The 14,676-nt window shown below is 60.1% G+C and carries 13 protein-coding genes; 10 read left to right on the top strand and 3 right to left on the bottom strand.

Annotated elements, in window-relative coordinates:
• Nucleotides 1-77 precede the first annotated feature (77 nt).
• Together QRD42_RS01170 and QRD42_RS01165 are read left to right on the top strand one after the other, a co-directional pair.
• Nucleotides 78-320: a (4Fe-4S)-binding protein gene (locus tag QRD42_RS01170; protein ID WP_072569865.1), complete on the top strand. Its 243-nt coding sequence runs from the start codon at nucleotides 78-80 to the stop codon at nucleotides 318-320.
• The gene (locus tag QRD42_RS01165) at nucleotides 320-592 is read left to right on the top strand and encodes a GNAT family N-acetyltransferase (RefSeq protein ID WP_072569866.1); all 273 of its coding nucleotides are present in this window, start codon (nucleotides 320-322) and stop codon (nucleotides 590-592) included. The genes QRD42_RS01170 and QRD42_RS01165 overlap by 1 nt, the downstream gene beginning before the upstream one ends.
• 82 nt (nucleotides 593-674) lie before the next feature.
• On the opposite strand, the gene QRD42_RS01160 is transcribed toward QRD42_RS01165, so the two are convergent.
• Together QRD42_RS01160 and QRD42_RS01155 are read right to left on the bottom strand one after the other, a co-directional pair.
• Nucleotides 675-974: a helix-turn-helix domain-containing protein gene (locus tag QRD42_RS01160; protein WP_072569867.1), complete on the bottom strand. Its 300-nt coding sequence runs from the start codon at nucleotides 972-974 to the stop codon at nucleotides 675-677.
• Nucleotides 961-1,329 carry a type II toxin-antitoxin system RelE/ParE family toxin gene (locus QRD42_RS01155; RefSeq protein ID WP_072569868.1) on the bottom strand — a complete coding sequence of 123 codons (369 nt, stop codon included), beginning with the start codon at nucleotides 1,327-1,329 and terminating at the stop codon, nucleotides 961-963. The genes QRD42_RS01160 and QRD42_RS01155 overlap by 14 nt, the downstream gene beginning before the upstream one ends.
• A gap of 354 nt (nucleotides 1,330-1,683) precedes the next feature.
• Here QRD42_RS01155 and atzF point away from each other — a divergent pair, with 354 nt between their 5' ends.
• From atzF to urtE, 8 genes are all read left to right on the top strand, one after another.
• Nucleotides 1,684-3,486: an allophanate hydrolase gene (gene atzF / locus QRD42_RS01150; RefSeq protein WP_321988003.1), complete on the top strand. Its 1,803-nt coding sequence runs from the start codon at nucleotides 1,684-1,686 to the stop codon at nucleotides 3,484-3,486.
• Nucleotides 3,479-7,090, top strand: a complete 3,612-nt coding sequence (gene uca / locus QRD42_RS01145) for an urea carboxylase (protein ID WP_321988002.1) — start codon at nucleotides 3,479-3,481, stop codon at nucleotides 7,088-7,090. The genes atzF and uca overlap by 8 nt, the downstream gene beginning before the upstream one ends.
• 4 nt (nucleotides 7,091-7,094) lie before the next feature.
• Nucleotides 7,095-7,805: a GntR family transcriptional regulator gene (locus tag QRD42_RS01140; protein WP_412175866.1), complete on the top strand. Its 711-nt coding sequence runs from the start codon at nucleotides 7,095-7,097 to the stop codon at nucleotides 7,803-7,805.
• A gap of 41 nt (nucleotides 7,806-7,846) precedes the next feature.
• Complete coding sequence (gene urtA, locus QRD42_RS01135; protein ID WP_318363792.1) at nucleotides 7,847-9,118, top strand: urea ABC transporter substrate-binding protein; 1,272 nt, start codon at nucleotides 7,847-7,849, stop codon at nucleotides 9,116-9,118.
• A 78-nt stretch (nucleotides 9,119-9,196) separates the two neighbouring features.
• Nucleotides 9,197-10,771, top strand: a complete 1,575-nt coding sequence (gene urtB / locus QRD42_RS01130) for an urea ABC transporter permease subunit UrtB (RefSeq protein WP_321988721.1) — start codon at nucleotides 9,197-9,199, stop codon at nucleotides 10,769-10,771.
• Complete coding sequence (gene urtC, locus QRD42_RS01125) at nucleotides 10,771-11,847, top strand: urea ABC transporter permease subunit UrtC (RefSeq protein ID WP_072569872.1); 1,077 nt, start codon at nucleotides 10,771-10,773, stop codon at nucleotides 11,845-11,847. The genes urtB and urtC overlap by 1 nt, the downstream gene beginning before the upstream one ends.
• The gene (urtD, locus tag QRD42_RS01120) at nucleotides 11,840-12,631 is read left to right on the top strand and encodes an urea ABC transporter ATP-binding protein UrtD (RefSeq protein WP_318363794.1); all 792 of its coding nucleotides are present in this window, start codon (nucleotides 11,840-11,842) and stop codon (nucleotides 12,629-12,631) included. The genes urtC and urtD overlap by 8 nt, the downstream gene beginning before the upstream one ends.
• Nucleotides 12,632-12,633: 2 nt before the next feature.
• Entirely contained in the window at nucleotides 12,634-13,332 is a 699-nt protein-coding gene (urtE, locus tag QRD42_RS01115; RefSeq protein ID WP_321988001.1) for an urea ABC transporter ATP-binding subunit UrtE, read from the top strand.
• 98 nt (nucleotides 13,333-13,430) lie between these two features.
• On the opposite strand, the gene QRD42_RS01110 is transcribed toward urtE, so the two are convergent.
• The gene (locus tag QRD42_RS01110; protein WP_072569875.1) at nucleotides 13,431-14,624 is read right to left on the bottom strand and encodes a zinc-dependent alcohol dehydrogenase; all 1,194 of its coding nucleotides are present in this window, start codon (nucleotides 14,622-14,624) and stop codon (nucleotides 13,431-13,433) included.
• Between the last annotated feature and the right edge of the window lie 52 nt (nucleotides 14,625-14,676).

Genomic DNA, 14,676 nt, shown 5'->3' with positions numbered 1-14,676 from the left:
CCCGCCCCGTAGTCACCACGCCTTCATATCGGTATGCTAAATTCGACCCAATAAAAACAACACACCGAGCCAATGTCATGGATAAAGCACTCCTGGATGCGGGCTACCGCCTCTACAGCGGTCAGCAAATAGATGTCTATTTCAATACCGCACTCTGTCAGCATGCCGGAAAGTGCGTACGCGGCAGCGCGGCGCTTTTCGATCTGAAACGCAAACCCTGGATCATGCCGGATGAAGTGGATGCGGCAACGGTCACACGCATTATCGACACCTGCCCGAGCGGTGCACTACAGTACCGCCAGAAAAAAGAGAGTGAATAATGGAAATCCTTGAAGGCCATAATAAATTTTATGTGAATAATGCCGACGGCGAGCAGATCGCGGAAATCGTTTTCGTCCCGACCGGCGAGCATTTAAGCATTATCGAACATACCGATGTCGACCCGAGCCTGAAAGGTCAGGGCGTCGGCAAACAGCTGGTGGCGCGCGTGGTTGAAAAAATGCGTCAGGAAGAGCGAAAAATTATCCCGCTTTGCCCGTTTGCCAAGCATGAGTTTGATAATACCCGCGAGTATGACGATATCCGCGCCTGATAGTACGCATGTGAGTATGCAATGCGAAGTCATCGGCGTCTGAATATATAAAGCCCGCATAATGCGGGCTCTTAAATTTCAGTTACAGGTTAAGCGCAATTCGCTTACCGTCTGGCAGGGTAACATCTAACGTTAACTCTCCGCCCAGCGCCGTAACATAGCGCTTGAGTGTAGAAAGTTTCGGGTCATTATCGATCTTCTCCATCTTAACGACAGAAGGCTGGCTTACGCCCAGCGCGGCGGCGAGTTGTGTCTGCGAGACGTTTAGCTCTTCGCGCAGTTTCGCTAAGGTAATTTCCTGACGTATTTCAGCGGCACGCGCCTTTATGCGATCACGGCTTTCTGGAGAGCGTTTAGCCATCATTTCTTTAAGCGTCGCCATTTTCTTTAACCTCCGGTGATTTCAGATGCGATTTGAACTCAGCATCGGCAATCTTAATCATACGTTTATAGAAGATTTTATCCGTTTCACCTTTCTTATCTGCCGCGCATAACACAATCGCTTTTCGCTGCGGATCAAATGCGAAGAATGCCCGGAATGGATGCCCCGCAACCTGTACGCGAAGTTCCTTCATGTTCTGGTATTGCGATCCCTTGATCTGGTCTACCTGTGGTCGTCCTAAGTGTGGACCATCCTCTTCGAGAATGACGAAGTGGGCTAAAATTTCTTCCTGTACTTCCTCGGTCTGTTCCTCAAACCACCTATCAAACAGCTTTCGCGTAATGATTTCCCACACCAATTTCCTTATCTCCTATAACCTGCGGGTTATAAAATTTTATAACCCACAGGTTATAATGGCAAGTGATTTCCCATAAAATAGCCTCCTTTAAAGATTTATAATGATTCTCATGAATGCATTCCCGATATTTAGTAAAAAGCCATAACATTATTATCTGATGGCCTTTTCTGTTATTGATTATTCCTCTGACCCTCTGCACTGCGCTGGCACAAATATGGTCGACTTTAGTGCAGCGTCATCTTAAATATATTCTCGATATATATAAATAAATCAAATTAATCATTGAGTTAACTTTCTGGCACGGCAGTTGCTATCTGGATTTCATCTTGTATACCAACAGGGATCCAGAACATGACAGCAATGACAGGAAATACGTTGTCGGCATGGCAACAGCATATCCACCAGCATAGCGATGACATATTTTCACTCCTTGAGGCGTATGCCGGATCCCTGGCGTCGGAAGATAACGCCTGGATCGCCATTGCCAGCGCCACGCAAATCCGCGATCAGCTCGACGCCTTACTGACGCAATATCAGCAGAACCCGCAGGCGTTGCCGTTATTCGGCATTCCGTTTGCGGTGAAAGACAATATTGACGTCGCGGGCTGGCCGACCACCGCCGCCTGTCCGGCCTTCGCTTACCCTGCTGAGCGCGATGCCTTCGCGGTGGCAAAACTCAAAGCGGCAGGCGCGATCGTCATCGGCAAAACCAACCTCGACCAGTTCGCCACCGGGCTGGTGGGCACGCGCTCACCCTATGGCGCGGTGAGCAATACTTTTAACGCGGATTACGTCAGCGGCGGCTCCAGCTCCGGCTCGGCCTCCGTTGTTGCGCGCGGTCTGGTGCCGTTCGCGCTGGGCACCGACACCGCCGGATCCGGTCGCGTCCCGGCGGCCTTTAACAATATCGTCGGGCTGAAGCCCACCAAAGGCTGGCTCTCCGCGCAGGGCGTGGTGCCTGCCTGTCGGCTGAACGACACGCTGTCGGTCTTCGCCCTGACGGTGGAGGACGCCTTTTATATCACCTCCCTTGCCGCAGGCCACGATGATGGCGATGCCTACTCCCGCGTCCATCCGGCCACCGCGCCTGCCGCCATTTCACAAAATCCGGTGTTTGCCATCCCGGCAACCCTGACCTTTTTTGACGACGCGCAGGCACAAGCCGCGTGGGAACAGGCGCTGGCCGCGCTGCGCGAAAGCGGCGCTACCCTGAAGCCGATTGATTTTTCAGCCTTCACCCGTCTCGCAGAACAGCTGTATCAGGGGCCATGGGTGGCGGAGCGTACCGCCGCTGTTGGTGAAATGCTGGATCACCCGGAGAAAATGGATCCTACCGTGCACGGCATTATTTCCGGGGGCCTGACGTTCAGCGCTGTCGAGGCGTTTCAGGCGGAATACCTGCGGGCAGAACTGGCGCAGCAGATCAATGCCGCCCTGCGTGAGGTGGATGCGCTGGTGGTGCCGACCTCGCCGACCATTCACACCATTGATGAGATGAAGCTGGAGCCGGTGCGCTTTAACTCGCAGTTTGGCACTTATACCAACTTTACCAATCTGGCGGATCTTTCCGCACTGGCGCTGCCTGCGCCGTTCCGCGCCGACGGATTACCGGCAGGGATCACGCTGATCGCCCCGGCCTGGCACGATCGCGCGCTGGCGGATTTCGGCGTGCGCTGGCAACAGCAACTGGCGCTGCCGCTGGGGGCGACGGGGCGGGATTTCACGCCGTCCTGCACGCCGCTACCGGTGTCGGCGCAGCATGTGCGCGTGGCGGTAGTCGGTGCGCATCTGCGCGGTATGCCGCTCAATTTCCAGCTGACTACCCGCCGGGCGGTCTTTGTGGAAACCACGCAAACCGCCGCCTGCTACCGCTTGTATGCGCTGGCGAATACCCAGCCGCAGAAACCGGGTCTTGCCCGCGCGGATGAGGGGGCGGCCATTGAGGTGGAGCTGTGGGACATCCCGCTGGCCCGCTTCGGGGAATTCGTTGCGGAGATCCCGCCGCCGCTCGGCATCGGCACGCTGGAGCTGAGCGATGGCCGTCTGGTGAAAGGCTTTATCTGTGAACCGGCAGCGCTACCTGATGCCACGGACATTACCGCATTCGGAGGCTGGCGCAACTGGATCGCCCGCCAGGAGACCCGCCATGTTTAATACCGTCCTTATCGCTAACCGCGGCGAAATTGCCTGCCGCGCCATCCGCACCCTGAAGCGCCTCGGCATCACCAGCGTGGCGGTGTACTCCGACGCCGACAAAAACGCCGAACACGTTAAACAGGCGGATGTCGCACTGCCACTTGGCGGAGAAAAAGCCAGCGACAGCTATTTGCGCATCGACAAAATCATTGCCGCGGCGCAGGAGAGCGGGGCGCAGGCCATCTGGCCCGGCTACGGTTTTCTCTCCGAAAGCCTGGCGTTCGCCGCCGCCTGCGACAGCGCCGGGATCGTCTTTATCGGCCCGACCGCAGAACAGATCGGCGAGTTCGGCCTCAAGCACCGCGCCCGTGAGCTGGCCGCCGCCGCAGGCGTGCCGATGACGCCGGGCACCGGTCTGCTCAATTCCCTGCCGGAGGCGCTTAACGCCGCGGAGTTGATCGGCTATCCGGTGATGCTGAAAAGCACCGCAGGTGGCGGCGGCATCGGCCTGACGCGCTGCGCCGACGATGAGGCGCTGGCACAGGCCTGGGAAAGCGTGCGTCGTCTGGGAGAACAGTTTTTCAGCGATGCGGGAGTGTTCCTCGAACGCTGCATCGATCGCGCGCGCCATATCGAAGTGCAGATTTTTGGCGACGGGCAGGGCAACGTGGTGGCCCTCGGCGAGCGCGACTGCTCCCTGCAACGCCGCAATCAGAAAGTGGTGGAGGAGACGCCCGCGCCGCATCTGCCGCCCGCCACCCGCGAGGCGCTGCTGAACGCCGCCGTGCAACTCGGGAAACAGGTGAACTACCGCAGCGCCGGGACGGTGGAGTTTATCTACGACAGCGCACAGGACGCCTTCTATTTTCTCGAAGTGAACACCCGCTTACAGGTGGAGCATCCGGTGACCGAGTGCGTCACCGGGCTTGACCTGGTGGAGTGTATGCTGCGGGTCGCCGCCGGGGAGTCCATCGACTGGGCGCGGCTGGCGCAGGCACCGCAGGGCGCGGCCATCGAAGTGCGTATTTACGCCGAAAATCCGCTGAAAAACTTCCAGCCCAGCCCCGGCGTGCTGACCGAAGTGGTGTTCCCGTCGGACGTGCGCATTGATACCGGCGTCATCACCGGCAGCGAGGTGTCAGCGTTTTACGATCCGATGATCGCCAAACTGATTGTCCATGCGCCAACCCGCGAGGCGGCGCTGGCAAAACTTCAGCAGGCGCTGAACGCCACGCGTCTGCACGGCATCGCCACTAACCTCGATTATCTGCGGCAGATCACCGCCAGCGACGCCTTCGTGGACGGCAACGTCTGGACGCGAATGCTGGACAGCGTGACGGTGGAGAGCGCGGTGATTGAGGTGCTGCAACCGGGCACCTGGAGTAGCGTGCAGGACTATCCGGGACGTCTCGGGTACTGGGACATCGGCGTGCCGCCGTCCGGCCCGATGGATGATTTTGCCTTCCGGCTGGCGAACCGCATTGTCGGCAACCACGACGCGGCGGCGGGGCTGGAGTTTACCCTGCAGGGCCCGGTGCTGCGTTTTCACGCCGCGGCGGTGATCGCCCTGACCGGCGCGGACTGCCAGGCTACCCTGGACGGCGAGACCGTTCCCCTGTGGCAGCCGGTAACGGTGCATGCGGGGCAGACGCTGGCGCTGGGCCGGGCGCAGAGCGGCTGTCGCGGTTATCTGGCGGTACGCAACGGCATCGACGTGCCGGAATATCTCGGCAGCCGTTCCACCTTCGCGCTGGGGCAGTTTGGTGGTCACGCCGGGCGCACGCTCAGCGTGGCGGATCTGCTGCCCATTTCCCGTCCGGCGCTGATCGCCTGCACCACACCCGCGCCGGTGAGCGAGCCGCAGGCGCTGTCACCGGTGCTGATCCCAACCTATGGCGATGAGTGGCGCATCGGCGTGCTTTACGGCCCGCACGGCGCGCCGGATTTCTTCACCCAGGCGTCCATCGACGACTTCTTTGCCAGCGAATGGCAGGTGCATTACAACTCCAACCGGCTTGGCGTGCGGCTGGTGGGGCCAAAACCCGGCTGGGCGCGGCCCAACGGCGGCGAGGCCGGGCTGCATCCCTCTAACGTGCATGACTGTGAATACGCTATTGGCGCGATCAACTTTACCGGCGATTTCCCGGTGATCCTCACCCGTGACGGGCCAAGCCTCGGCGGTTTTGTCTGCCCGGTGACCATCGCCAAAGCCGAGCTGTGGAAAGTGGGCCAGGTGAAGCCCGGCGACCGCATCCGCTTTTATCCGATGAGCATTGAGGAAGCGGTGGCGCGGGAGAACGCCATGGATCGCATTATCGACTCGCTGCAAACCAGCCCGCTGGCCACCTTTGAGGTGCCGTCCCTGGCGGAGCGCAACGGCGTCTCCGCGGCGGCGCTGGTGTCGCTTCCGGCATCCGCCGGTGCACCGGCCATTGTCTATCGCCAGGCGGGGGATAACTACATCCTCATCGAGTACGGCGATAACGTGCTGGATCTGGCGCTGCGTCTGCGCGTGCACCTGATCATGGCGCAATTGCGTGAGCTGGCGCATCCGGGCATTAAAGAGCTGTCGCCGGGCGTGCGCTCCTTACAGGTGCGTTACGACAGCAAGCTTATCAGCCAGCAGGCGCTGGTGGCGCTGTTGCTGGAAACCGAATCGCGCACCGGCGATGTCAGCCAGATGAAAGTGCCGTCGCGCATCGTGCATCTGCCGATGGCCTTTGAAGATCGCGCCACCCTCGATGCCGTCAGCCGCTATCAGGATACGGTACGCGCCAGCGCCCCCTGGCTGCCGAACAACGTCGATTTTATTCAGCGCATTAATGGTCTTGAAAGCCGCGAGGCGGTGAAGGAGACGATTTTTGACGCCAGCTATCTGATCCTCGGCCTGGGCGATGTATACCTCGGCGCGCCCTGCGCGGTGCCCGTCGATCCCCGTCACCGGCTGTTAAGTTCCAAATACAACCCGGCGCGCACCTTTACCGCCGAAGGCACGGTGGGCATCGGCGGCATGTACATGTGCATCTACGGCATGGATTCCCCCGGCGGTTATCAGCTGGTAGGGCGTACGCTGCCGATCTGGAACAAGTTCCTGAAAAACGATCAGTTCAGCGCTGGCGAACCCTGGCTGTTGCGCTTCTTCGACCAGGTGCATTTCTACCCGGTCAGCGAAGAAGAGCTGGATCGGCTGCGGGAGGATTTCCGCGAAGGCCGCGCCACCGTGCGCATTGAAGAAACGGTGTTCGATTTCCCGGCGCATCTGCAATTCCTGGATGATAACGCCGACGACATCAGCCGTTTCCGTGAGCATCAGGCCGCCGCTTTTGAGACGGAAGTGGAGCGCTGGCAGCTGGACGATGACAGCAGCCAGGAGATCGCGCCGGTGGCAGAGGACGCGATCGACGAGGACGCGCAGCCGGTAATGGCCGACATGAGCGGCAATATCTGGAAAGTGCTGGTGCAGCCGGGCGACGAGGTGACGGCTGGACAGCCGCTGGTCATCGTCGAGGCGATGAAAATGGAGCTGGCGATTGTCGCGCCGCAGGCGGGCCGCGTGAAGCGTCTCGGCTGTAAGCCTGGCCGTCCGGTCAATCCCGGCGACAGCCTGCTGTGGCTGGAGTAGCACGATGCAAATGGCGGCGAGCGGTAAAAACGACAAAACGCGCAGCGCGGGGCTGGCGGAGCGCATCTATCAGGCGCTGAAAAACGAAATTTTCGATTTCCGCCTGATGCCCGGCGAGCATTTCAGCGAAAGCGAGATCTCCGCCCGTATGTCCGCCAGCCGCACGCCGGTGCGTCAGGCGCTGTTCTGGCTGGAGCACGAAGGCTATGTGCAGGTGTATTCCCGCAGCGGCTGGCAGGTGCGGCCTTTTGATTTCACCTACTACGAAGCGCTGTATGACTTTCGCATCGTGCTGGAGCGGGAAGCGGTGCGCCGCCTGTGCGGCATGCCGCCGGGCCTCTGTTCAGAGCATCTCGCGCCGCTTACCGCCTTCTGGATCGCCGCGCCGCGTATGACGCCGGGCAAGGCGCTGTCGCTGATGGACGAACAGTTTCATACCACGCTGGTGCAGAGCACCGGCAACAGCGAAATGGTACGGGTGCACGTTGAGCTGACGGAGAAGATGCGCATTATTCGTCACCTCGATTTCACCCGCGAGGATCGCGTTGAGGCGACCTACAACGAGCACGCCCGCATTTTGCAGGCCATCGAAGATCAGAACACCGGGGAGGCGCAACAGTTGCTGACCGGACACATTTCCCAAAGCAAAGCCGAGGTCAGAAAAATCACACTACACATGCTCCAGCAGGCCAGTTTGCAACCCGTTTCACCGTAGTCAACAACAACACTCACTCAATACCATTTAGGGGTTTAGTCATGAAAAGACGTTCGTTGCTGAAAGCATTTGCCCTGTCCGCCACCTTTTTGAGCATGGGCTTTTCTCTACAGGCACACGCAGCAGAGACGATTAAAGTGGGGATCATGCACTCCCTTTCCGGGACCATGGCGATCTCTGAAACACCGCTGAAAGACATGGCGCTGATGACCATCGCCGAGATCAACGCCAAAGGCGGCGTGCTGGGTAAACAGCTGGAGCCGGTGGTGGTCGATCCCGCCTCCAACTGGCCGCTGTTCGCGGAAAAAGCCCGTCAGTTACTGAGCCAGGATAAAGCGGCGGTGGTGTTTGGCTGCTGGACCTCGGTATCGCGTAAATCCGTGCTGCCGGTATTTGAGGAGCTGAACGGGCTGCTGTTCTACCCGGTGCAGTATGAGGGCGAAGAGATGTCGCCGAACGTCTTCTACACCGGTGCAGCGCCGAACCAGCAGGCGATCCCGGCGGTGGAGTACATGATGAGCGAAGACGGCGGCAGCGCGAAACGCTTCTTCCTGCTCGGCACCGATTACGTCTATCCGCGCACCACCAACAAGATCCTGCGCGCCTTCCTGCACAGCAAAGGCGTGAAGGATCAGGACATCGAAGAGGTCTATACGCCGTTCGGTTACAGCGATTACCAGACCATTGTCTCCAACATCAAAAAATTCTCGGCCGGCGGCAAAACGGCGGTGATCTCCACCATCAACGGCGACTCCAACGTGCCGTTCTATAAAGAGCTGGCGAACCAGGGCATCAAGGCGACGGACGTGCCGGTGGTGGCCTTCTCGGTGGGTGAAGAAGAGCTGCGCGGGATCGATGCCAAACCGCTGGTCGGGCATCTGGCGGCGTGGAACTACTTTGAGTCGGTCAGCAATCCGGTGAACACCAAATTTGTCGCCGATTACCGGGCGTATGCCAAAGCGCACAAGCTGCCGAACGCCGATACCGTGGTGACCAACGATCCGATGGAAGCGACCTACGTCGGCATTCATATGTGGGCGCAGGCGGTGGAAAAAGCAGGCACCACCGATGTGGATAAAGTGCGCGCGGCCATGGCGAACCAGTCGTTTGCCGCGCCGAGCGGCTTTACCCTGACCATGGACGCCACCAACCATCACCTGCACAAGCCGGTGATGATTGGCGAAATCGAAGATAACGGTCAGTTCAACGTGGTGTGGCAGACGGAGCAGGCGGTTCGCGCCCAGCCGTGGAGCCCGTTCATTGCCGGTAACGACAAAAAGCCGGATCACCCGGTGAAAACCGGCGGTAAGTAATTCCCGTAGGGCAGAGGCATGGGGCGGCAGACGCGGCCCCACGCTGTGGCTGAACTCACCCGGAAAGACAGTGACATGATGAAAATACTCCCGGCTTTGGGCTTTCTTCTTTTAAGCGGTCTGCTGATGGCAAGCCACGCATACGCCGGGCCTGCCGCTGAGTACGGTCAGGCCAGCCGCGCGCAGCAGATCCAGTTGCTCCAGCAGTGGGCCGCCGCGCCTGAAGCTTCACGCCTGCCGTTTCTGCAAAAGCTTAATGAGGCGGAAGTGGTGACGGATACGCGCGGTCAGCTGTTTACGCCAGCGGGTGACAAATTTATTCCGCTGGAAGGCGATGCCGCCCCGGTGGGCAGCGTCAAAAAAATCTTCCTTAATAACCGCCTGCGCGGGCTGATCAAAAGCGCGCTGGCCTCGCATCAACTGGTCAGCCCCGATGACGCCGTGCGGCTTCAGGCGGCGCTGACGTTACAGGCTAATGCTCAGGCCGATCAGCTGCCGCTGCTCAGCGCGCGCCTGGCCGCCGAACAGGATGATCGGGTGCATACCGCGCTGGCGATTGCGGTGGCGAATTTACAGCTGGCGGACAGCCGGGCGGAAAAACGCCTGGAAGCGGTGAAACTGCTGGGTGAAGCCAGCGATCCGCAAGTGCAGGCCAGCCTGATGCGCCTGACGGATCCGCAGGTGGAGCCGGATCCGGCGGTGCGCGCCGCCGCGGCGGAAAGTCTGGCGCAGGTGCAGCAGCGCCTGAAGTGGGGCGAGTGGCTGGGGCAGGCGTTCAGCGGCATTTCGCTGGGATCGATCCTGCTGCTGGCGGCTTTGGGGCTGGCGATCACCTACGGGCTGCTGGGGGTGATCAACATGGCCCACGGCGAGATGCTGATGATCGGCGCATACTCCACCTGGTTGGTGCAGGATCTCTTTTCGCGTGTGGCCCCGGAGTGGCTGGCGTTCTACCCGCTGGCGGCGCTGCCGGTGGCCTTCCTGATCACCGCCGCGGTGGGCATGATCCTTGAGCGTACCATTATCCGCCACCTCTATGGCCGACCGCTGGAAACCCTGCTCGCCACCTGGGGGATCAGCCTGATGCTGATCCAGTGCGTGCGCATGCTGTTTGGTACGCAAAATCTCGAAGTGGCCAACCCGGCCTGGCTCTCCGGCGGCTGGGCGGTACTGCCGAATCTGGTGCTGCCGTACAACCGGCTGGCGGTGATCCTCTTTGTGGCGGGCGTGCTGACCCTTACCTGGCTGCTGCTGAATAAAACCCGTCTCGGCATGAACGTGCGGGCGGTGACGCAAAACCGCCGTATGGCGGACTGCTGCGGCGTGCCGACCGGACGGGTGGACATGCTGGCCTTCGGCCTGGGTTCCGGCATCGCCGGGCTGGGGGGCGTGGCCTTATCGCAGCTGGGCAACGTTGGCCCGGAACTGGGGCAGGGTTACATCATCGACTCTTTCCTGGTGGTGGTCACCGGCGGCGTCGGCCAGCTGGCGGGCACGGTGGTGGCCGCGCTGGGGCTGGGCGTGCTCAACAAAGTGCTGGAGCCGCAAACCGGCGCGGTGCTGGCGAAAATCGCCATTCTGGTCCTGATCGTGCTGTTTATCCAGAAACGGCCGCAGGGGTTATTTGCATTCAAAGGGCGGGTAATTGACTGATGAGCCAACCGATAACGCTGACCCTGGCCCGACGCGCGCCACGCCTGACCGGCTTTTTTACCGGGCTGCTGTTACTGGCGCTGCTGGCGCTGCCGTTTCTGGCTTTGCTGCCCGCCGCACATCCGCTGGCGATCTCCACTTATACGCTGACGCTGATCGGCAAGATCCTCTGCTATGCGGTGGTTGCCGTGGCGCTGGATCTGGTGTGGGGTTATGCCGGAATGCTGTCGCTGGGGCACGGGCTGTTTTTTGCCCTCGGCGGCTACGCCATGGGCATGTACCTGATGCGTCAGGCCGCTGGCGACGGGCTGCCTGCTTTTATGTCGTTTCTGTCGTGGACGGAGCTGCCCTGGTTCTGGGCGGGAACACAATATTTTGCCTGGGCGCTGTGCCTGGTGATCCTCGTGCCGGGGCTGCTGGCGCTGGTGTTTGGCTGGTTCGCCTTCCGCTCGCGCATTAAAGATGTCTACTTTTCAATTATGACCCAGGCGCTGACCTATGCCGGAATGCTGCTGTTTTTCCGCAACGAAACCGGCTTTGGCGGCAATAATGGTTTTACCGGCTTCACGACCATGCTGGGCTTTCCGGTCTCCGCCACCGGCACGCGCATCGGGCTGTTTATCGCCACCGTGCTGTTGCTGGCGGGCACGCTGCTGGTGGGCGTGCTGTTAACCCGCAGCAAGTTTGGCCGCGTGCTGACGGCGGTGCGCGATGCGGAGAACCGCCTGATGTTCTGCGGCTACGATCCGCGCGGCTTTAAGCTGTTCGTCTGGACGCTGTCGGCGGTGCTGTGCGGGCTGGCGGGGGCGCTCTATGTACCGCAGGTGGGCATTATTAATCCCGGCGAAATGTCGCCGACCAACTCCATCGAAGCGGCGATCTGGGTGGCGCTGGGCGGGCGCGGATCGCTGATCGGCCCGATCCTCGGCGCGGGGATCGTCAACGGCGCGCGCAGCTGGTTTACCGTGGCCTTCCCGGACTTCTGGCTGTTTTTCCTCGGCCTGATGTTTATTCTGGTCACGCTGTTTTTGCCGCGTGGCGTTATCGGCCTTATTCAACGGAGGAAGCATGACTGATGCGCTCTTTACCCAGCCGCTGCCGCAGGATCGCTTTCGGGAAACCACCGATCCGGTATTGCAGCTGGAAAAAATCAACGTCACCTTTGACGGCTTCCGGGCGCTGACGGATCTGTCGCTGTCCATTGGCGTCGGCGAGCTGCGCTGTGTGATCGGCCCCAACGGGGCAGGGAAAACCACGCTGATGGACGTGATCACCGGCAAGACGCGGCCGCAGAGCGGACAGGTGTTTTACGATCAGACCATCAGCCTGCTGGAACTGTCGCCGGTGGAGATCGCCCGGGCGGGCATTGGCCGTAAATTCCAGAAACCGACGGTGTTTGAAGCGCTGAGCGTGCTGGAAAATCTGGAGATTGCGCAGAAAACCGATAAATCGGTGTGGCACAGCCTGCGGGCGAAGCTGAACGGCGAGCAGCGCGATCGCATTGAAGAAGTGCTGGAGCTGCTGCGTCTGACCGGGCAGAAACAGCGCCCGGCGGGTCTGCTCTCCCACGGACAAAAACAGTTTCTGGAGATCGGCATGCTGCTGGTGCAGGAGCCGCATTTACTGCTGCTCGATGAACCCGCCGCCGGCCTTACGGATGCGGAAACCGAATATATCGCGGGGGTGTTCCGCAAGCTTGCGGGCAAGCATTCGCTGATGGTGGTGGAGCACGATATGGGCTTTGTGGAAACCATAGCCGATCACGTGACCGTGCTGCATCAGGGGCAGGTGCTGGCAGAAGGCTCGCTCGCGCAGGTGCAGGCGAATGAGCAGGTTATCGACGTTTATCTGGGGCGCTGATCATGTTGCAGGTTAAAGAGTTACAGCAGTATTACGGCGGCAGTCATATTCTGCGCGGCTTATCCTTTGACACCCCGCCCGGCGAGATCACCTGTTTGCTGGGGCGCAACGGCGTGGGTAAAACCACGCTGCTGAAATGCCTGATGGGGCTGATCCCGGCCAAATCCGGGACCATTCACTGGCAGGGCAAGCTGATTAATAATGCGAAGCCGCACCAGCGCGTTCAGCAGGGGATCGCTTATGTGCCACAGGGGCGGGAGATTTTTCCGCGCCTGACGGTGGAGGAAAATCTGCTGATGGGGTTGTCGCGCTTTTCCGGGCGCGACGCGAAAAGCGTGCCTGATGAGATCTACACGCTGTTCCCGGTTCTGCGGGAGATGAAGCAGCGGCGGGGCGGGGATCTTTCCGGCGGGCAGCAACAGCAGCTGGCGATTGGCCGGGCGCTGGCGTGCCGTCCACAGCTGTTGATCCTTGATGAGCCGACCGAGGGGATCCAGCCGTCGGTGATCAAGGAGATCGGTGCGGTGATCCGCGGCCTGGCGAACCGGGGTGATATGGCGATATTACTGGTGGAGCAGTTTTACGATTTCGCCGCTGAGCTGGCGGATAATTATCTGGTGATGTCACGCGGGGCGATTATTCAGGCAGGGAAGGGGCATGAGATGGAAGCGCAGGGGGTAAGGCATCTGGTGGCGATTTAGTTTTGTGGGGTGGTGCCCGGCGGCGCGTTGCTTGCCGGGCCTACGGTCAATACCTGTAGGCCGGGTAAGCGCCAGCGCCACCCGGCACAACAGTTACATCACAATGTCGCATTCCCGGCATGCATCCCCGGCACCAGGATCACCTTGCGGCACTCCTCCTGGCGCTTCTCGAAGATCTCATAGCCGCGCGCGGCATCTTCCAGTGGCATATGGTGGGTGACGATCTCTTCCGGCGTCAGATGGCCTTTTTCAATCAGCGCCAGCAGGTCCGGCAGGTACGCGTGGACATGCGTCTGACCCATCTTAAAGGTCAGCCCTTTATCGAACGCATCGCCGAACATAAAGGCGTGAATAAAGCCAGCGTAGACGCCCGGCACGCTGAGCACGCCGCCGCGACGCACTGCCGCGATACCCTGACGCAGCACTTTACCGCTGCTGCCTTCCAGCTTCAGGTTGCTCAGTACCGTTTCGGTCAGGCTGCCTTTCGCTTCAAAGCCTACGGCGTCGATCACTGCATCCACGCCACGATGACCCGCGGTATGCTCAATGATGTAGGCCGCCGGATCGTCGTTGTCGTCGAAGTTGATCGGCACGATGCCGTAACGCTGTTTGGCAAACTCCAGCCGGTAGTCGTTATGGTCGATCATAAAGATCAGTTCAGCACCCATCAGACGGGCACAGGCGGCACTCAGTAAACCGACCGGACCCGCGCCGAAGATCGCCACGCTGGAGCCTTGCTTGATATCCGCGTTTTTCACCGCCTGCCAGGCGGTGGGCAGAATATCTGACAGGAACAGCACTTTTTCGTCCGGCAGGGTATCCGGTACTTTGAACGGGCCGACGTTGGCTTTCGGTACGCGCACGTACTCAGCCTGACCGCCGGGAACGCCGCCGTAAAGTTTGCTGTAACCAAAGAGTGCGGCGGGCGGCGTAATGGATTTACGGTTTAAGGTGGCGCCGCCGCCGCTGTTGGTGTTTTCACACGCGGAATACTGGTGCATATGACAGAAAAAGCAGTCACCGCAGGCGATCACAAAGGGGATCACTACGCGATCGCCTTTCGCGACGGCGTGTACATCTTTCCCCGTCTCGACCACTTCTCCCATAAATTCATGACCGAAAATATCGCCATGATCGGTGCCGGGGATCTTCCCGCGATAGAGGTGAAGATCCGAACCGCAGATCGCGGTGGCGGTAACGCGCAGGATAATGTCGTCCGCCGCTTCGATACTCGGATCGGGCATGGTATCGACACTGACTTTATGCGGGCCGTGATAGGTGAGTGCTTTCATTATTGTTTGCTCCGGTATCGTAATCGCGTGTTAAACAGAAACTACGTCAGAT

This window comes from Enterobacter sp. PGRG2, from assembly GCF_030291195.1.
Lineage (GTDB): Bacteria > Pseudomonadota > Gammaproteobacteria > Enterobacterales > Enterobacteriaceae > Enterobacter_D.
This window is presented reverse-complemented; position numbering and strand designations above follow the sequence as displayed.